This is a genomic window from Streptomyces sp. NPDC031474, assembly GCF_055581185.1.
This window is the reverse complement of the sequence record NZ_JBVIJX010000013.1, coordinates 127,808-145,477: the sequence shown is the minus strand read 5'-3', so window position 1 is coordinate 145,477 and position 17,670 is coordinate 127,808. Positions and strand designations below refer to the sequence as shown.

General features: G+C 70.4%; 17 protein-coding genes. 13 read left to right on the top strand and 4 right to left on the bottom strand.

The genetic code is table 11. The annotated features are described in order from the left end of the window. Positions 1 to 58: 58 nt before the first annotated feature. Entirely contained in the window at positions 59 to 916 is an 858-nt protein-coding gene (locus ACZ5SK_RS27670; protein ID WP_334576583.1) for a class-II aminoacyl-tRNA synthetase family protein, read from the bottom strand. Positions 917 to 1,098: 182 nt separating this feature from the next. On the opposite strand from ACZ5SK_RS27670, the gene ACZ5SK_RS27665 reads away from it, so the two are divergent. The 13 genes from ACZ5SK_RS27665 (at position 1,099) to ACZ5SK_RS27605 (ending at position 15,044) form a co-directional block, all read left to right on the top strand. After that, complete coding sequence (locus tag ACZ5SK_RS27665; protein WP_334576585.1) at positions 1,099 to 2,328, top strand: MFS transporter; 1,230 nt, start codon at positions 1,099 to 1,101, stop codon at positions 2,326 to 2,328. Between the two features lie 198 nt (positions 2,329 to 2,526). Next, positions 2,527 to 2,895 carry a cupin domain-containing protein gene (locus ACZ5SK_RS27660; protein ID WP_361705623.1) on the top strand — a complete coding sequence of 123 codons (369 nt, stop codon included), beginning with the start codon at positions 2,527 to 2,529 and terminating at the stop codon, positions 2,893 to 2,895. A 54-nt stretch (positions 2,896 to 2,949) separates the two neighbouring features. Continuing rightward, positions 2,950 to 4,485, top strand: coding sequence for an amino acid adenylation domain-containing protein (locus ACZ5SK_RS27655; RefSeq protein WP_457494429.1), 1,536 nt, complete (start codon positions 2,950 to 2,952; stop codon positions 4,483 to 4,485). Positions 4,486 to 4,548: 63 nt separating this feature from the next. Further along, positions 4,549 to 5,019, top strand: a complete 471-nt coding sequence (locus ACZ5SK_RS27650) for a hypothetical protein (protein WP_334576591.1) — start codon at positions 4,549 to 4,551, stop codon at positions 5,017 to 5,019. After that, entirely contained in the window at positions 5,007 to 6,164 is a 1,158-nt protein-coding gene (locus ACZ5SK_RS27645; protein WP_334576593.1) for a cytochrome P450, read from the top strand. The genes ACZ5SK_RS27650 and ACZ5SK_RS27645 overlap by 13 nt, the downstream gene beginning before the upstream one ends. A gap of 15 nt (positions 6,165 to 6,179) precedes the next feature. Further along, the gene (locus ACZ5SK_RS27640; protein WP_334576595.1) at positions 6,180 to 6,416 is read left to right on the top strand and encodes a phosphopantetheine-binding protein; all 237 of its coding nucleotides are present in this window, start codon (positions 6,180 to 6,182) and stop codon (positions 6,414 to 6,416) included. Beyond that, positions 6,416 to 7,156 (top strand): SDR family NAD(P)-dependent oxidoreductase, encoded by a 741-nt coding sequence (locus ACZ5SK_RS27635; RefSeq protein ID WP_334576597.1) that lies wholly within the window; start codon positions 6,416 to 6,418, stop codon positions 7,154 to 7,156. The genes ACZ5SK_RS27640 and ACZ5SK_RS27635 overlap by 1 nt, the downstream gene beginning before the upstream one ends. Before the next feature lie 24 nt (positions 7,157 to 7,180). Then, the gene (locus ACZ5SK_RS27630) at positions 7,181 to 8,002 is read left to right on the top strand and encodes a PAS domain-containing protein (RefSeq protein ID WP_334576599.1); all 822 of its coding nucleotides are present in this window, start codon (positions 7,181 to 7,183) and stop codon (positions 8,000 to 8,002) included. A gap of 134 nt (positions 8,003 to 8,136) precedes the next feature. Next, entirely contained in the window at positions 8,137 to 9,516 is a 1,380-nt protein-coding gene (locus ACZ5SK_RS27625) for an MFS transporter (RefSeq protein WP_334576600.1), read from the top strand. Further along, complete coding sequence (locus ACZ5SK_RS27620) at positions 9,509 to 11,596, top strand: molybdopterin oxidoreductase family protein (RefSeq protein WP_334576602.1); 2,088 nt, start codon at positions 9,509 to 9,511, stop codon at positions 11,594 to 11,596. Before ACZ5SK_RS27625 ends, ACZ5SK_RS27620 begins: the two co-directional genes overlap by 8 nt. A 4-nt stretch (positions 11,597 to 11,600) precedes the next feature. Continuing rightward, positions 11,601 to 12,908 (top strand): FAD-dependent oxidoreductase, encoded by a 1,308-nt coding sequence (locus ACZ5SK_RS27615; RefSeq protein WP_468576667.1) that lies wholly within the window; start codon positions 11,601 to 11,603, stop codon positions 12,906 to 12,908. Further along, positions 12,905 to 14,107, top strand: coding sequence for an NAD(P)/FAD-dependent oxidoreductase (locus ACZ5SK_RS27610; RefSeq protein ID WP_468576666.1), 1,203 nt, complete (start codon positions 12,905 to 12,907; stop codon positions 14,105 to 14,107). The genes ACZ5SK_RS27615 and ACZ5SK_RS27610 overlap by 4 nt, the downstream gene beginning before the upstream one ends. Beyond that, entirely contained in the window at positions 13,998 to 15,044 is a 1,047-nt protein-coding gene (locus ACZ5SK_RS27605; protein WP_457494425.1) for a 2-hydroxy-3-oxopropionate reductase, read from the top strand. The genes ACZ5SK_RS27610 and ACZ5SK_RS27605 overlap by 110 nt, the downstream gene beginning before the upstream one ends. A gap of 72 nt (positions 15,045 to 15,116) precedes the next feature. On the opposite strand, the gene ACZ5SK_RS27600 is transcribed toward ACZ5SK_RS27605, so the two are convergent. The 3 genes from ACZ5SK_RS27600 to ACZ5SK_RS27590 form a co-directional block, all read right to left on the bottom strand. Further along, positions 15,117 to 15,767 carry a thymidine kinase gene (locus ACZ5SK_RS27600; RefSeq protein WP_334576606.1) on the bottom strand — a complete coding sequence of 217 codons (651 nt, stop codon included), beginning with the start codon at positions 15,765 to 15,767 and terminating at the stop codon, positions 15,117 to 15,119. Positions 15,768 to 15,850: 83 nt separating this feature from the next. Further along, positions 15,851 to 17,041 carry an alkaline phosphatase family protein gene (locus ACZ5SK_RS27595; RefSeq protein ID WP_319672434.1) on the bottom strand — a complete coding sequence of 397 codons (1,191 nt, stop codon included), beginning with the start codon at positions 17,039 to 17,041 and terminating at the stop codon, positions 15,851 to 15,853. Further along, entirely contained in the window at positions 17,041 to 17,637 is a 597-nt protein-coding gene (locus ACZ5SK_RS27590) for a DUF5998 family protein (protein ID WP_079659033.1), read from the bottom strand. The genes ACZ5SK_RS27595 and ACZ5SK_RS27590 overlap by 1 nt, the downstream gene beginning before the upstream one ends. Positions 17,638 to 17,670 lie beyond the last annotated feature (33 nt).

Here is a 17,670-nt window from a genome sequence, read left to right as displayed (position 1 = left end):
CGCGCCCACCGCGCGCACCACCGCACCCACCGGCGCGCGCCGCCGCGACCACCGTCCCTCAGGCCAGCGACTTGGCGGCCTTCTCCACGGCGTCCTGCGCCAGGTCCCAGTCGCCGCCGAAGTGGTCCGCCAGCGCGTGCAGCCAGCGCTCGACTCCGAAGCCGACACAGCTGGTGGACGCCGGTTCGCCGGTCGGCAGCGAGATGGCGCACCGCTCACCGAAGAAGAGGAAGTGGGTGTTGACCGAGGCGATCGCCAAGCCCTTGTAGACGTACTCGTACTTGACCGGAAGCAGCTGCTGGAACGTGGCACGCTCGCCGGACTGGTCGAAGAAGGGGTCGGAGGCCGCCCGGCGTTCCAGCGGCAGGCCGATCTCGCCGGCCAGGGCGTCCAGGAAGCGCGCCGAGCGATCGAGGTGGTCCGTGACCTGGTCCGGGCTTCCCAGCGCCACGACCTCGCGCATCCGGAACGCCTTGAGGCGGCGGAGCCCGTCGAAGTGGTCCTCGTTGCGGAAGCACTGCGCGACCACGGTCACCAGCTCTCCGTCCGGGGACACCTGTCGGTCGCGGTGGTGGAGGTACACGCCGTAGCAGGCGCTGGAGGGGAGGGCGAGGCCCGCCCCGCGCAGCGCCCCGGGACCGAACTCCCCGGCGGAGGCCTGCTGTTCGATCTGACCGGTGCCGGCCGCGGCAACGTCCAGGGGTGAGGAGACGAGGGCGAGCTGGGGGAAGTTCCGGTAGACGTCGAGCGCGGCGAGGTCGGCGACCGGCAGCAGCGCGGGCACGGTCAGGGCGGCGGCGCCCGAGGCCCTGGCCCACCGGGTGCAGAGGCCGTCCAGCGTCTCGGCGAGCCGGGTCGGCTCCTCCTCCAGTGCGACGAGTCCTTCCGACACCCGGACAGCTGTCTGTGCGCTCATCTGAAGCTCCTTCGTGTGTGAATGCCTCATCCGGCAGGACGAACTCCGAGGCCAACACCTTTGACGGGGCGGGGTTTTCGCGCCTCGCGGCACTCGGTAAGGTAACACCTCAGAGGACCTGAGGACCTGAGAACCTGATGATTATAGATCTTTACCCCATGGCGAACAGGACAGACTTTTCAATGAAAAAAGGGCAACTCGGCTTTCTGACCGGCACGCACGCGGTCAACGACCTGTATCAGGGCGCGATCCCCGCGATGCTGCCGTTCCTGATGTCCGAGCGTCACTACAGCTATGCCGCGGTCTCCGGCCTGGCGTTCGCGGCGAGCGGCGTCTCCAGCCTGTTCCAGCCGCTGTTCGGCGTGCTCTCCGACCGCAGGCCGCAGAGCTGGCTGGTGCCTGCCGGGTTCGTCACGGCCGCCCTGGGCGTGGTCGCGGCCGGACTGGCCGGCAACTACGCGCTCACCTGGCTGTGCGTCGCGGTGGCCGGGATCGGCATCGCGGCCTACCACCCGCCCGCGACCAGCCAGGCCCGTGCCGCCGGCGGCTCCTCACAGAAGGCGATGAGTGTCTTCTCCGTCGGCGGGACGGTCGGCGGCGCCGTCGCGCCGTCGCTGGTCACCCTGGTGATCGGGTCGGCGGGATTCGACGCGAGCTATCTGCTGGCCGTCCCCGCCGTGATCATGGCGATCCTGTGGGGGCTCAAGGGGCCGTGGATGCGCCGGCGGGGTTACGCGGAGACGGCTTCGCCGGCGACCGCCGCATCGGCGACGAAGTCCGGGGCCGGCACGGCACAGGCTGACGACTGGCGCGCCTTCGGCCGCCTGGTGGTCGTCATCGTCGGCTGGTCCATCCCCTTCGTCACCGTCACCTCCCTGGTGTCCCTGCACGCACAGCGCGATCTGGGGCAATCCGCCGGGGCCGGCGCCGCCGCGCTCACCGTCTACACCGCGGCCGGCGCCGTCGGCACCCTGCTGGGCGGCCTGGTCGGTGACCGGTACGGCCGGATGACCTCGCTGCGCGTCGGGTACCTGACGGCGCTTCCGGCCCTGCTCGGCATCGCGTGGGCCCCGGCGTTCTGGGTGCTGGTCGCCAGTGCCGCGCTGTTCGGCGCCGCCATGTTCCTGCCCTTCGCCGCCCAGGTGACGCTGGCACAGGACTACCTGCCCCACCGCCCCGGCACGGCCAGCGGACTGACGCTGGGGCTGGCCATGGCGGCGGGCGGCCTGTGTTCTCCCGCCTTCGGCTGGTTGGCCGATTCCCGCGGTCTGCGCGCGACCTTCTACGCACTGCTCTTCGTCTTCGCCGTCCCTGTCGCCCTGGCGATGCGCCTGCCCGACCGAGTCCTGGACCGGCCCGACGCGCCGTCCCCGGAGTCCGTCGAGGCGGCGAAGACCGGCAGCGCGCAATAGACATCTCAGCCACTTTGCAACAGGGAATACTCTCTGCGTCCTCGGCCAGCTATCCGGAATGTGAGATGCCCATTGAAAGTAACTTCGCGGTTACGTACCGTCTGGTCTGGGTCGCAAAGCGTTCCACCAAAGCAACGAACCCCATGGACCCAAAAGGTCCTTGTCCGTGCTCCATGTATGTCAACCAGGAGAAATCCGATGAAGATAAACTGGGACGACCACGAGGAACTGAAGGCCGAAGGGATCGCGCTGTCGCGTCGCTTCGCATTCGGCCAGGAGATGTCCTGCCTCAAGGTGGTGGCCGATCAGTCCGGAGAACTGAACATGCCTCCGCACTGGCACGAGAACGAGCAGTGGGTCGTGGTCACGGAGGGGTCCATCCGCTTCGTCTGCGAGGGCACCGAATACGAACTCAACGCCGGTGACGTGGCCTACATCCCCTCGCGTCAGCGCCACACGGCGACCTTCGTGGGAAAGGAAGGCGCCGTTCTCATGGAGTTCTCCGCTCCCCCGCGGCTCGACCTCGCACCCGGCTCGATCCTCCCCTCCTCGATGAAATTCGACTGACATCCTCCGAAAGACTCGCCGCTTGTCAGCGACCGCGCCGATGGGGGATCAATCGTGCGTAGCACCATGTACGACAGGGCAGAATTCGAGTCAACCATTCACGAGGCATTCGAGCGCGTCGCCCGGGAATTTCCGGACCGCAATGCCATCGTCACCGCCGGGGAGGCGGTGACCTATGCGGAGCTGGCGGCCAGGTCCCGCCGAATCGCTCACCGGCTGATCGGGCACGGTGTACGGCCCGGCAGTATCGTTCCCGTTCTGGCCCGCAGATCACCGGACCTGGCCGCAGTCCTTCTCGGCGTCCTGATGGCCGGCGGCGCCTACGGCGTCCTGGACGTGCGCTGGCCGGCCCCCCGCATCGCCGAACTGCTGGGCACCATGCGCTCCCCCGTCGTCCTGGCGGATGCCGCGGGTTCCACCCGGCTCGACCAGGCAGGGACCGGCCACACCACCTTCGACGACCTGCTGCGGACGGACCCGGCAGCTGAGGCGCCGGCCGGCCTGCCGGACGTACCGCCGGACGCCTGCGCAACCCTGTTCTGGACGTCGGGGAGCACCGGCAGCCCCAAGGGGGTGCTGTCCCCGCACCGAGCCACCACAAGACTGTTCGCCCCGAAGGGCTTCATGGACTTCGGCGAGCACCCGGTGATGATCCACGCGGCGGCCGTCGCCTGGGACGCCTTCACTCTGGAGCTGTGGGGCACCCTGCTCAGCCGCGGCACCGTGGTCGTGCACGAGGACGACCTGCTGCTGCCACCCGCGATCCGCTCCTACGTCCACGACCTGGGCGCCACCCATCTCTTCCTCACGCCCTCGCTCTTCGACGTGATCGCGGGCGGCGACATCGAGTGCCTGGGCGGTCTGCGGGCCGTACTCCTGGGCGGGGACAAACCGTCTCCGGCGAACTGCCGGAAACTTTTCGACGCCCACCCCGGCATCGAGCTGTACAACGGCTACGGGCCCGTCGAGTCCTGTGTGTTCGCCACGGTCCATCGCATCACCGAGGACGACACCGCGGCGGCGACCGGCATCCCGGCCGGCCTTCCCGTGCCCGGCACGCAGATGTACATCGTCCGCGACGGCATCCCCGTCCGGCCGGGTGAGACGGGCGAGGTCGCCATCGGCGGGACAGGACTCGCTCTCGGCTATCTGAACGCCCCCGCCCAGACCGCCGCCGTGTTCCAGCACGTCACGGCCGACGGGAAGCGGATCCCGGTCTATCTCACCGGTGACCAGGGCCGGCTGGACGAATGCGGCGTCCTGCATTTCGTGGGCCGCAAGGACGCCCAGATCAAAATCGCCGGCCATCGAATCGAACCGGCGGAGATCGAGTCGGCCGCCCGAACCCTGGGCAGTACGCGATCGGTCGTCATGCCGATCCCCGATCGCACCGGAACACCCCGCATCATCCTGTTCGCCGAGCAGCCCTACAAGGCCATGACCGAACAGGAAATGCAGGGACACCTCAGGGAGCGGCTTCCGGCCTACATGGTGCCCTCCAAGGTGCACTTCGTCTCCTCGATGCCGCTCCTGGAGAACACGAAAATCAACAAGCGGGAACTGTCGGCGCGCTTCGGCTACACCTCCTGAATGCCCGCACGAATTTCTGCTCCACAAGTGCCAGACCCCGTGCAACAGGCAAGGACTCGACACTTGAGTACACAGAACACCGAAGAAAAATTCTCCCTCGCCCTAGAATCAATCCAAGGCAAACGCCGAATAGAACGAGTGCTGGAAGCGGCGAACGCTCTCCTTGAGAGGTATGCGACCCAGCACGATCCCAAAGAACGTCTCAGGCTCGTCTTCGAGCTCGTCCGGCGAAACTTCACACCGGAAACAGCCATCACCTTCGGCGGCTTTTCCCTGGGCACCGACGGACTGGTCGGCGTCGCCGGACCGGAGGCCGTACCTCCCGCCCCTACCGCCTCCAACGGAGAAATTCGCGGCCGGACAGTTTTCTACTGCAAATTAGATGTACCTGGTGGAGAGACCGGATCGCTCACCGCGTTCTACACGGAACCCGGGTCTCTGGGCCTGACCGAGGCCGAATGGCTCGCGGCGATGCGACTGCTGGCCGGCATCGCCGGTCTGGGCGTCGGGGGGCATGCGACATGCCCTTCGTAGCGACCGCGGAGTCTCCGGCGAGCCTGCTCGCACGGCCCTACTGGTACCGGCGTCTCAGGGCGCAGGCGGACGTGCACCGGCTGGACGAGGGACTGTTCGCGGTGACCGGCAACGCGGCGGTGCAGGAGGCTCTCGCCCATCCCGCGATGGTGGCCGACCATCCGCTCAAGGCCAGCGCGCGCGCCTTCGGCCCCAACGTGCTCGACGCCGACGGACCCAGTCACCGGGCCTTCCGTGCCCTGTTGGCGCCGATCCTGTCCGCCGGCCGCATCGCCGAGTACAAACAGGCGCTGATGCCGGGGCTGATCCACAGCCTGGTCGACAGCATCGCGGGCATCGAGACCGACGACTTCTACAACTCCTTCGCGCATCGGGTGCCGTACGGCATCGTGTGCACGATCCTCGGTGTCGACACCTCGCTGGAGAGTCGGTTCCACCGCCTGACCCGTCCGCTGGCTCGGCTTCTGGACTATCCCACCGAGGAAACCGACGAGACCCACGCCAACGTCAGCGAGCTGCTGCGGCTGATCGAGGAACAGCGGCCCGCCAGGACCGCCGGCGCGCGGTCCCTGCTGGAGACGATCGAGCGGACCCGGGACCGCAAGGGGATCTCGCTGACCGACAGCGAAGTGCGCTCCACGGCGCTGCTGTTCTTCCTGGCCGGTACGGAGACCAGCAGCGCGTTCATCACCTCGCTCGTGTACTGCATGGGACGCGGCGTCTTCGACCTGGACGAGCTTCGCGACGAGGCGGTCCGGGACGACTACATCGAAGAGACCCTCAGGCTGTACCCGCCCGTCCAGACGATCGTCCGGTTCGCCGCCGAGGACCTGACCGTTCAGGGCGTGCGGGTGCCGCGGCACTCGGCGGTACTGGCCTCGGTCGCCGGAGCCAACCGTGACCCGCGGGTCTTCGACCACCCCGACCGGTTCGAGACCGGCAGGAGCCGCAAGGGCTCGATCCCGTTCGCCGTCGGAGCGCACGCCTGCCCGGGGGCCATGCTCGCCAAAACCGAGTTCTCGCTGCTCATCGAGGAGATCGTCCGGCGCTGCTCGGACGTGGTCGTCACCCGGGACCGCCTCGGCATGGAGAGCCAGTCGTTCTCCCACCCCACCGACTTCTCTGTGGAGTTCAGGACAAAGTAAGAGGAAGAGGGCACAGTGGAAAGCAAGATAACCTCGCTGCGCAAGTGGCTCGACGGCCTCCACGAGAAGCCGCTCGACATCCAGGAAGACACCGACCTCATCCAGTCGGGCGCGGTGACAAGTCTCCAGTTCGTCCAGATGGTCATCGAGATCGAGCGCCTGCACGGCCGGAAGCTGGACCCGGGCGTCATCACCATCGAGTCGATGCGCACCCTGAAGGCCATCGACACGACCGTCTTCCAGGCCGCCTGATGGGGCAGGACGCCTCCCGGGTGGCGGTGGTCTCCGGCACCTCGTCCGGGATCGGCGCGGCCGTGGCGACGGAGTTCCTGCGCAGGCGGTACACCGTCGTCGGGCTGTCCCGGCGTGGCAACCCCGCCCTCGCCGAGGAGAGCGGATATGTCGACCTCGTCGCCGATGTGCGGGACGGCGAGGCAGTGCGCGCCGCTCTCGCCTCGACGGGCGCCGCCCTCGCCGAGGGGGTCGGGGCGGTGGTGCTCAACGCCGGCCTCTCACCGGATCCGGTCGACCTCGTCAAGGTCGAGTGGCAGGTGGCGGCGGACACCTACGAGACGAACGTACGCACGGCGCTGAACCTCGTACAGGCGACGGCTCCGCTGCTCAAGCAGGCCGGCGGCGGCTCCCTGACGTTCGTCGGGGCGAGTCTGGCCAACGGCTACCGGCCCGAACGCTGGGCGTACGCGGCCAGCAAGGCCGCGATGACCACCCTGATGCGAGCGTGCTCGGTCGAGTTCGCCGACGACGGTGTCGTGTCGAACGAAGTACGCCCCGGCCCCGTGGCCACCGCCATGACGATGGCCGGGCTGGACGGCGAGATGAACGACCAGATCATCCGCGCCATCAACGCGGGATTCGGAACGGACTGGCTCAAGTCGTCGCGCACCGTGGCGGAGTGGATCGTCGCCATCGCCGAGTTCCCGTCGAACGGACCCACCGGTCAGGTCTTCAACTACAGCCGCAAGGTTCTGTAACCCAGAGAAAGGCAGACATACACCATGTCGAAGCACCCTTCTTCCGAGCAGCTTCTCGACCTGTTCAACTGGGCCTCTCCCGGCATGCTGGTCACCGACGCCGACGGCGCGGTGGTGCTGGCCAACAAGGCCGCCACGGAGCTTCTGCGGGACGGGGCCGCGGCGGGCAGCAGGCTCGCCGACGTCCTGGGCATCGACGGCCACGACGCCTTGGTGAAGGCCGGGACGCCGGTGGAGAACCTGGAGGCTGCCTTCACCAACCCCGAGTTCCCCTCCGGGTACGCCAACGTCGGCTTCGGGACGGTCGACGGCGCGACCTACGGCTTCTGGGCCCTGCGCCCGGTCACCACCCACCCGAGCCCCTCTCCCGCCCCGGGCGAGGGCTCCTCCACCGCCCAGGCGTGGATCGACCAGGTCGACCGGTCCAGCGAGTCCTACACGCCGGCCGGTGCGGACGCCGTCGCGTTCATCCAGGCCTACTACGACAACTGCCCCGTCGCCATCCACCTCATCGAGGAGGACGGCACGGTCGCCCACGCGAACTGGAAGGACATCGCGATCGTCGGGGCGAGCGAGCAGCCGGACACCTACGTCGGTCACCACATCCGGCACATCTACGCCGACCAGGACGTCGTGGACGACTTCCTGGGCCGCTGGGGCGAGGACGCACCGATCATCGACTTCCGCGCGGACTTCCTCAACAAGGGCGAGCGGGTCCCGGTGGTGATCTTCTCCACGGCCAAGGTCGAGAACAACAAGCTCAAGAACACCCGTTGTTTCGTCTTCCCCGACAGCCACCCGGACCGTGAGCGGGACCAGGTGAAGGCGCTGGACCTCAGCTTCTGAGGCCTTTGCCCCGTCACACCGCACGACCGCATCACCACCGCACCACCATGCAAGCCGAAACGCCGGGCCCCGGCGAGCAACCCTCGCCGGGGCCTGTCCGTGCCCACGAAGCCCGTCACGCACTCGGAGTGAACATGGCTCACACATCTGCCCGACCGGGCAGTTGGCTCATCGGCTGGGATCCCGAGGACGAGGACGCCTGGCATGCGGGAGGCCGTCTGATCGCCCGCCGCAACCTCGTCCTGTCCGTCCTGTCCGAGCACGTCGGATTCTCGGTGTGGACCCTGTGGTCCGTCCTCGTCCTGTTCATGTCCCCCGAGATCGGTCTCGGTTTCGGCTCCGGCGAGAAGTTCCTCCTGGTGGCCACGCCGACCGTGGTCGGAGCCCTGCTGAGGCTGCCCTACAGCCGTGCCGTGACCCGGTTCGGCGGCCGGAACTGGACGGTGTTCGCGACGAGCATCCTGCTGGTGCCGGCGTTCTCGGCCCTGTACTTCGTGCAACGGCCCGGCACCCCGCTGTGGGTGTTCCTGCTGGTCGGCGCCCTGGCGGGAGTGGGAGGCGGCAACTTCGCCTCCTCGATGACCAACATCACCGCCTTCTACCCGCGGCGCCACCAGGGCTGGGCCCTCGGCCTCAACGCGGGCGGCGGAAACCTCGGCGTGGCGGCGGTCCAGCTCATCGGACTGCTGGTGATCTCCGTCGCGGGCGACACCCACCCCTCCTATGTCGCGGCCGTGTACCTGCCGGTGATCGTGCTGGTCGCGCTGCTGGCAGCGTGGAAGATGGACAACGTCGACGCCGTGCGCGCCGAGCCCGGCACCCGGCGCGAGGCCGCGCGAGACCGCGACACCTGGTTGATCTCGCTGCTCTACATCGGCACGTTCGGCTCGTTCATCGGCTACGGCTTCGCCTTCGGCCTGGTCCTGCAGAACGAGTTCGGCGCCTCGCCACGGGAGGCCGTCGGCTACACCTTCCTCGGGCCGCTGCTGGGATCCTTCGCCCGTCCGCTGGGCGGCCTGCTGGCCGACCGCGTGGGTGGTGCGCGGGTGACCTTCTGGAACTTCCTCGGCATGGGCGCCGCCACCGCCTTGCTCATCGTGGCAGCCCAGGCGAACTCCTTCGCACTGTTCGTCGCCGGCTTCACCGCCCTGTTCGTCCTCAGCGGCCTCGGCAACGGCTCGACGTACAAGATGATCCCGGCGCTGTTCGCGAAGAAGGCCGAGGACGAGGTCACCTCCGGCCGCGACGCTCGTGACGCCTTCGCCCGGGCGCGGCGCCTGTCCGGCGCGGTCATCGCCATCGCCGGCGCCGTCGGCGCGCTCGGCGGGGCCGCCATCAACCTCGCGTTCAAACTGTCCTACACCGACGGATCCGGCTCCGGCATCCCCGCCTTCGTCGCCTTCCTCGCCTACTACGCGCTGTGCCTGGCCGTGCTCAGGTCCGTCTACCTCCGCCGCGTCCCGGGCGCACGCAGGCGGGCGACGGGCGCAGTGAAGGAAGCCAGCCGTGTCTGACCTGCCCGCGCCGATACCCGAGGCGAACACCCACTGCCCGTACTGCGCGCTGCAGTGCGCCACCCAACTGCACGGTGACCCCGACGTCGGGGTCAAGGTGCGGCCGCGGGACTTCCCCGTCAACCAGGGCCGGCTGTGCCAGAAGGGCTGGACGGCCACCGAGGTCCTGCACACCGCCGACCGGCTGACCCGGCCCCTCGTGCGCGGCGCGGACGGCCGTCTCCGGGAGGTCTCCTGGGAGAGGGCGCTGGACACCGTGGCGCGGGGTCTGCGCGGCATTCGCGCCCAGCACGGCCCGGACGCCGTGGCGGTGTTCGGCGGCGGTGGCCTGACCAACGAGAAGGCGTACCTGCTGGGCAAGTTCGCCCGCCTCGCCCTGCGCACCAGCCAGATCGACTACAACGGCCGCTTCTGCATGTCGTCCGCGGCGGCCGCCGGCAACGCGGCGTTCGGGCTGGACCGGGGCCTGCCCTTCCCCGTCACCGACCTCAGGGGCGCGCAGACCGTACTGCTGGCGGGGGCGAACGTCGCCGAGACCATGCCGCCCCTGATGCAGCATCTCGACCGGGCGCGGCTGATCGTCATGGATCCCCGGCGCACCGCCACGGCCCGGCGCGCGGCACTGCACCTTCAGCCGACGCCCGGCACCGACCTCGCGCTGGCCCTCGGTCTCCTGCACGTCGCGGTGGCGGAGGGGCTGGTCGACCAGGACTACGTCCGCGAGCGCACCCAGGGCTTCGACTGGGCGGCACGACGGGCCATGGCATGGTGGCCGGAACGGGTCGAGGAGGTCACCGGTGTGCCGGCGAGCGCGCAGCGCCGGGCGGTCCGGATGCTCGCCGAGGCCGCCGGCGCCTACGTCCTGACCGGTCGGGGCGTCGAGCAGCACAGCAACGGCGCCGACACCGTCGCGGGGTTCGTCAACCTGGCGCTCGCCCTCGGCCTGCCGGGGCGGCCGGGCAGCGGTTACGGGTGTCTGACCGGGCAGGGCAACGGCCAGGGCGGCCGGGAACACGGTCAGAAGGCCGACCAGTTGCCCGGCTACCGCGCCCTCACCGATCCGGCCGCGCGCGCCCATGTCGCCGGGGTGTGGGGGGTGGCGCCGGACGAGCTGCCGGGCCCCGGGCGCAGCGCCTACGAACTGCTGGACGCGCTGGGCGGCGAGCACGGGCCACGGGCGCTGCTGGTCTTCGGCTCCAACCCGGCGGTCTCGGCCCCGCACGCCTCGCACGTGACCGAACGGCTCGCGGCACTGGATCTCCTTGTCGTGGCCGACTTCGTCCCCTCGGAGACGGCCCGTATGGCCGACGTGGTGCTGCCGGTCACGCAGTGGGCCGAGGAGGAGGGGACCCTGACCAACCTCGAAGGCCGGGTACTGCGCCGCCGTTCGCTGCTGCCGCCCCCGCCGCAGGTGCGCAGTGACCTTCGGGTCCTGCACGATCTCGCCGTACGGCTGGGCGAACCGGCGGGCCGTTACCCGACCGAGCCCCGAGAGGTGTTCGAGGAGTTGCGTGCCGCATCCCGTGGCGGCAGGGCCGACTACTCCGGCATCTCCTACGAGCGGCTGGACGCCGGGGAGAGCCTGCACTGGCCCTGCCCCGACACCGAGGGCGCTCACCCGGGGACGCCGAGGCTCTTCCTGGACCGGTTCGCGCACCCCGACGGCAGGGCCCGGTTCGCGGACGTGGACCATCAGGGGCCGGCCGAGGAGATCAGTTCCGCCTACCCCCTCTACGCCACGACCGGCCGGGTTCTGGCGCACTATCAGTCGGGTTCCCAGACCCGTCGCGTCGCGGAGCTGCGCGAGGCGGTTCCCGAGCCGTTCCTCGAAGTCCACCCCGACACCGCGGCCCGCTGCGGGCTGGCCGAGCACGGCCTCGCGGTGGTCGTCTCCGCGCGCGGCAGCATGACGGCCCGGGTCCGGCTGGACGCGACGATGCGCCTGGACACCGTGTTCGTGCCCTTCCACTTCCCGGCCGCGGGCCGGGCCAACCTGTTCACCCACCCGGCTCTGGACCCGCGCAGCGGCATGCCCGAGTTCAAGGTGTGCGCCGTGCGGATAGCCCCCTACCAGGAGTGACACGTTGAGCAACGTACTTGTCGTCGGCGACGGTCCGGCAGCCCAGCGGCTCGTGGACCGCATGCGGCACCACGGTTTCGAGGGCGCCGTCACCGTGCTGGGGGCCGGACCGGCCACGGTGGTGACGGCCGTCGACCGGGCACGACGCAGGGTCCTCGCGCAGGTGAACGGCGCGCCCGCCACCTATTCCTACGACGCCCTCGTCCTCGCTGTCGAAGCCCGCCCCCTGATCCCCGGCATTCCCGGTCTGCTGGACTGCGAGGGACGTCTGACGGAGGGGGTCGTCGCCCCGGGTCCGGCCTCGGGCACACCGCCGGTCACCGCAGAGAGCGCGGTCGTCCTCGGTGAGGGCCCCCTCGCGGTGGAGACCGCGGCCTCGCTCGCCGCTCGCGGCGTCGGCGCCACCCTGGTCTGCGCCACCCCGCATCCCCTGTACACGCGGCTGGGCGAGACGTGCAGCGGCATGCTCTCCGAGCGACTGGAGCGGGCCGGGGTCACCGTGCTCGGCGGGAGAACGGCCGTCGGCCGTCTGCCGGGCCGACTGCGGCTGGACGACGGAACGACGCTGCGCGCCGACACGGTCGTCCTGTGCGCCGGGACCGCCCCCGACACCCGGCTCGCCCGCGCCTGCGGTCTGGACGTCCGCGTCGGCACCGTGGTCGACGACAGGCTGCGCACCAGCGACCCCCATGTGCACGCCATCGGTGACAGCACCGCCTACGACGGCCGGCTCGCCGACGGTCCCCAGGTCGCCTGGGAGCAGGCCGAGGCCCTCGCCGAGATCCTCGCCGGACACGCTGTGACCTATCGGCCGCGCCCGTCCGCGCTGCGGCTGCGCACCGATGTCGCGGACGTGGCCGCCATCGGCTCGCCCGCCGATCTGCACCGGCCCGGCACCCGGCGGATCGGCCTCACCGACCGGGCCAACCGGCGGTACGTCCGTCTCGCCCTGCGGGACGAACGTGTCGTGGCCGCCGTGCTGTTCGGCCTGCCGCAGGCCATCGCGACCATCGGGTTCCTCCACAGACGCGGACAGCGGCTTCCCTCCGACCGGCTGGGGCTGCTGCTGGACCTGCCTCCCGGCCCGGCGTCGGGCAGTGCCGCGGGCGGCGGGAACGCTCCGGTCTGCCTGTGCGGCAACGTCTCGGAGCAGACGCTGCTGAAGGCGTGGCGGGCGGGCTCCCGCACCGTCACGGAGCTCGCGAAGACGACCCGGGCCACCACGGGCTGCGGCGGCTGCACGGGGCCGGTGGAGGAACTGTGCCGCGTCTGGGCGCGCGCGTCACGGCAGGAAAGGGAGAAGGCATCATGACGCGGACACTCCTCGTCGTCGGACACGGCATGGTCGGCCACCGGCTCGTCGAGCAGCTCAGGGCCCTGGACACCGAGCGGACCTGGCGCGTCGTCGTCGTAGGCGAAGAGCATCATCCCGCTTACGACCGCGTCGGCCTGTCCTCGTACCTGGAGGGCAAGAGCAAGTCCGATCTCACTCTGGTGGGAGCGGACTTCCTGAGCGACCCTCGGACGGACCTTTTTCTGGGCTGCCCCGTCGTCTCGGTGGACCGGACCGCCCGCAGCGTCGAGACGGCCCACGGCGAGCGGATCTTCTACGACGCGCTGGTCCTGGCCACCGGTTCACGCCCGTTCGTCCCGCCGGTTCCCGGCCACGACCTGCCGGGTTGTTTCACCTACCGCACCTTCGACGACCTCGACGCCCTGCGCGCCGCCGCCTCCCCCGGGCGGCCGGGCGTCGTCGTGGGAGGCGGGCTGCTCGGTCTGGAGGCGGCGAACGCCCTGCGCCTGCTGGGAATGCGCCCCCATGTCGTCGAGACGGCCCCGCATCTGATGCCGGCACAGCTCGACGCGGGCGCCGCGCGCGTGCTGCACCGGCGGGTCGCCGAGCTCGGCCTGCGGGTGCACTGCGCCACGGCCACGGCGTCGATCGAGGCCGGGACGGACGGGGCGGTGCGGGCGGTGACGCTCTCGGACGGGACCGTGCTGGAAGCCGACGTGGTGGTGTTCGCCGCGGGCGTCCGGCCGCGTGACGAACTGGCCGACGCCGCCGGACTCGAGCGGGGCGAGCGGGGTGGCTTCGTCGTCGACGATCTCTGCCGCACCGCCGACGGGCGGGTGTGGGCCGTCGGCGAGTGCGCCTGCGTGCGAGGACGCTGCCACGGCCTGGTCGCTCCCGGGTACCGCATGGCCGACAGCGTCGCGCGCCAGCTGACGGGGCGGACCCCGGAGCCGTTCGACGGCACCGACACATCGACCGCGCTCAAGCTGCTCGGCGTGCGGATCGCCACCTTCGGCGCCACGCGTTACGACCACGGGCAGACGCTCGAAGCGGTCTTCGCCGAGGACACCGACCGCTACGCCAAGATCCTGCTCCGCCAGGACAGCGGTGATCTGCTGGGCGGGATCCTCGCCGGCGACACCGGCTCCTGGACGGCGCTCCGTTCCCTCGTGGGCCGCAGGCCGCCCGCCGACCTGGAGCGGCTGCTCCTGCCCTGAAACCCGCTCCGCCACCCCCTCACCCGCTGTCACCAAGGAGTTCACGTTGAAGACGATCGCTTTCCTCGGTCTTGGCACCATGGGCAGCCCGATGGCTGTCAACCTGTGCCGAGCCGGCCACACCGTGTACGGATGGAACCGCAGCGACGGCAGGGACGGGCCGCTGCGGGCGGCGGGCGGGCGGCCCATGGCGTCGATCCGCGAGGCGGTCCGCGAGGCCGACGTGGTGATCACCATGCTGCCGGACGCTCCGCAGGTCGAGGAGGTCGCTCTCGGCCCCGACGGAATCCTGGCCAACGCCCGCCCGGGGACGCTGCTGATCGACATGTCCACCATCGCCCCGCAGCACGCGATCACACTGGCGGGCAAAGCCGCCGAGCACCGGATCCGGGTTCTGGACGCGCCCGTGGCGGGCGGGGAGACCGGTGCGGTCGACGGCATCCTGTCGATCATGGTCGGCGGGGACGCGGAGGACTTCGCGGCGGCGAAACCCGTCTTCGAGGCCCTCGGCAGGACCGTCACGCACTGCGGTCCGAACGGCCGCGGCCAGACGGTGAAGGCCGCCAGCCAGCTGGTCCTCGCGATCAACCTCCAGGCGTGCGCGGAAGCGGTGGTCTTCCTCGAGAAGTCGGGGGTGGACCTCGAAGCCGCCCTCGACGTCATCGGCGGCGGCATGGCGGGCTCCACCGCCCTCGCCCGCAAGAAGGCCAACTTCCTCAAGCGCGACTACACACCCAGCTTCCGGATGGGCCTGCACCACAAGGACCTGGGCATCGCCACCGACACCGCCCGCGCGATCGGCGCCGCCATCCCCCTGGGCAGCGTCGCCGCCCAGTTCGTGGCATCGGCCGTGGCCCGCGGAGAGGCGGACCTCGACCACTGCGCCCTGCTCCGCGGCGTCGAACTCCTCAGCGGATACGACCACGAGGAGCAGTGACACCTCACTGAACCCCCGTGCAGGCGGCGACAGTTGCGGGTTTCAGGTCTCCTGCGTGAGCCGAGTGCGCGCTCAGTCGGAGGTCATCGGCAGGACGTCCGGTGAGAGCGCGCCGGCATGGGCCGAAGCGCTCGTCATACGGCGCAGATGGTGCCGCCGGCACAACACCTCGTAGCCGACCTCCGCGGTCAGGCCGTTCACGTCACCGACGACGACCTGTTCGCCTTCCACCACCATCTCACCGTCCACGGTGCGGGCATTGTGCGTGGCCCGCGCCCCGCACCAGCACATCGCCTCCACCTGGAGGGTCTCCAGGCGGTCCGCCAGCTCGATCAGCCGCCGCGAGCCCGGGAAGAGCTTGGTGCGGAAGTCGGTGGTGATACCGAAGGCGAAGACATCAAGGTTCAGGTCGTCCACGACCCGTGCCAACTGATCGATCTGCTCCGGCGCCAGGAACTGCGCCTCGTCCACGATCAAGTAGTCGACCTTGCCGCCCTGAGACACCCGGTCGACCACATAGGCATACAGGTCCATCCCCGGCACCGCCTCGACCGCGTCGGTCACCAGCCCCAGCCGTGAAGAGAGCTTCCCCTCCCCCGCGCGGTCGTCCCGGGTGAAGATCAAGCCCTGCAGTCCCCTCGCCGACCGGTTGTGCGCGAACTGCAGGGCCAGCGTCGACTTCCCGCAGTCCATGGTTCCGGAGAAGAACACCAGCTCGGGCATGGGGAGTCGAGCGCCTTTCGGTGACGGTGACGGTGACGGCGAAGGTGAAGGTGAAGCCGGGCGGGAGAAACGGTTCCGGGGCGTCAGGAGCGTACTTCGAGCAGGGGGACCAACTGCTCGGCAGGGGTCATCGAGCCGTGGTTGCCGACCATCGCCGACTCCTTGGGCTCCCGCTCGGAGGCGATGATCAGCACGTCATCCCGGGCGGCCGCGACCACATCGCCGAGGCGCGCGTACACCCGCTCGTCGATCCGCGGCCCGAACCAGCCCGCGGCGATCGCCTCCTCCCGGGAGGCCACCCAGAACTGCTCGCCGAGCACCTCGCGCCAGCAGGTCAGGACGTCGTCCTCGGCGCCCGGTACGGCGTAGACGTGACGGGCGCGGCCCTCGCCGCCCAGCAGGGCGACCCCGGCGCGCAGCTCCCAGTCCGCGTCGAAGTCGATGCGGTGCTCCTCGTCGAAGGGCACGTCGACCATGCCGTGGTCGGCGGTGACGTAGAGCGCGCTGCGCGGCGGGAGTTGCTCGGCCAGGCGCTGGACGAGCCGGTCGACGTACATGAGCTGGCCGCGCCAGGTGTCGGAGGCGACGCCGTAGCGGTGCCCTGCGCCGTCCAGTTCGGCGTAGTACGTGTAGACGAGGGAGCGGTCACCGGCGGCGAGTTGCTCGGCGGCGAGGTCCATCCGCTCCTCGCCGGTGAGACGCCCGTGAAACGTTCCGCCGCTGAGCGCGACCTTGGTCAGCGGGGTGTTCTGGAACGCCGGGGACGACACCTGGGCGGCGTGCACGCCCGCCTCGTGGGCGAGCTGGAAGACCGTGGGGTAGGGCTGCCAGGCGGCCGGCGCGGTCCACGGCTGCCAGCGGAGCTGGTTCATCAGCTCGCCGGTGGCCGGGTTGCGCACGGTGTAGCCGGGCAGGCCGTGGGCGCCCGGCGGCAGGCCGGTGCCGACGGAGGCGAGGGAGGTCGCGGTGGTCGCCGGGTAGCCGGCGGTGAGCGGGCGTCCGGTGCCGCCGCGCGAGCCGGCGAGGAGAGCGTGCAGATAGGGCGCCTCGTCGGCGTGGTCCTTGATCTGCTCCCAGCCGAGGCCGTCGATCAGGAAGACGCAGTTGCGGTCGGCCGGGGTCAGTTCCGGGATCGCCGCGCTCGTGCCGGGCACGCCCATGCCCGCCGCCAGGGTGGGCAGCAGGTCGGCGAGGGAGCCGGAGCCGTACTCGGGGACGGGGGCGGAGCCGACGGCCAGCGGTTCGGGGTAGTCCCAGGGGGCGAACTGAGCCATCAGCGGGTGACGTCCGCGGTGGCCTCGGAGAGCGACTGCGCGAAGGCGAGCGCCTGGCGCACCGTCTCCGGGCCGTCCCCGGCCTCGCTGACGCGCAGGCTCAGGTCGTCCGCCGTGGAATTGCCGGTGTAGCCGTGGTCGGCGTCGCAGTTGGGGTCGCCGCAGGCAGCCGGTTCCAGGTCGATGCGGGAGACGGCGCCCCAGCCGATGGTCAGCACGACCTCGCGCGGCAGCGTGCCCGGCGCGTACGACTCCGGGTTGGCGACCACTCGGCTGAGCACGACCGAGGAGATCCGGCCGAGCTTCACGGACTCCGTCGACGTCGTGGCGTACGGCGTCGGGGAGGTGGTGTCGGCGGCCTGCTCGTCGGTGTGGCTGACGATGAAGCGGTTACCGGTGAGCACCAGCACGGTCACGTGCCGGCGCACCTCGTTCTGGTCGAACGTGGTCTCCTGGTGGACCAGGAACGACCGGATCGGCTCGCCGCCCACAGCGGCCTCCACCGCCTCGGCCACGAGGGCCGGGTAGTAGCCGCTGCGCTCGATCGCCGCGCGCAGCCCCTGGGTCGTCGTACTGGTCTTGGCCATGCCCTCCATCCTACGGGGACCCACTGACTGCGAGGCACCGCT

Excerpts from the sequence above, each read along its gene's own strand:
- ACZ5SK_RS27590 (WP_079659033.1), bottom strand. The coding sequence starts at position 17,637 with ATGGAGGGCATGGCCAAGACCAGTACGACGACCCAGGGGCTGCGCGCG.
- ACZ5SK_RS27630 (WP_334576599.1), top strand. The coding sequence starts at position 7,181 with ATGTCGAAGCACCCTTCTTCCGAGCAGCTTCTCGACCTGTTCAACTGG.
- ACZ5SK_RS27625 (WP_334576600.1), top strand. The coding sequence starts at position 8,137 with ATGGCTCACACATCTGCCCGACCGGGCAGTTGGCTCATCGGCTGGGAT.
- ACZ5SK_RS27645 (WP_334576593.1), top strand. The coding sequence starts at position 5,007 with ATGCCCTTCGTAGCGACCGCGGAGTCTCCGGCGAGCCTGCTCGCACGG.
- ACZ5SK_RS27665 (WP_334576585.1), top strand. The coding sequence starts at position 1,099 with ATGAAAAAAGGGCAACTCGGCTTTCTGACCGGCACGCACGCGGTCAAC.
- ACZ5SK_RS27670 (WP_334576583.1), bottom strand. The coding sequence starts at position 916 with ATGAGCGCACAGACAGCTGTCCGGGTGTCGGAAGGACTCGTCGCACTG.
- ACZ5SK_RS27660 (WP_361705623.1), top strand. The coding sequence starts at position 2,527 with ATGAAGATAAACTGGGACGACCACGAGGAACTGAAGGCCGAAGGGATC.
- ACZ5SK_RS27600 (WP_334576606.1), bottom strand. The coding sequence starts at position 15,767 with ATGCCCGAGCTGGTGTTCTTCTCCGGAACCATGGACTGCGGGAAGTCG.
- ACZ5SK_RS27635 (WP_334576597.1), top strand. The coding sequence starts at position 6,416 with ATGGGGCAGGACGCCTCCCGGGTGGCGGTGGTCTCCGGCACCTCGTCC.
- ACZ5SK_RS27595 (WP_319672434.1), bottom strand. The coding sequence starts at position 17,041 with ATGGCTCAGTTCGCCCCCTGGGACTACCCCGAACCGCTGGCCGTCGGC.
- ACZ5SK_RS27610 (WP_468576666.1), top strand. The coding sequence starts at position 12,905 with ATGACGCGGACACTCCTCGTCGTCGGACACGGCATGGTCGGCCACCGG.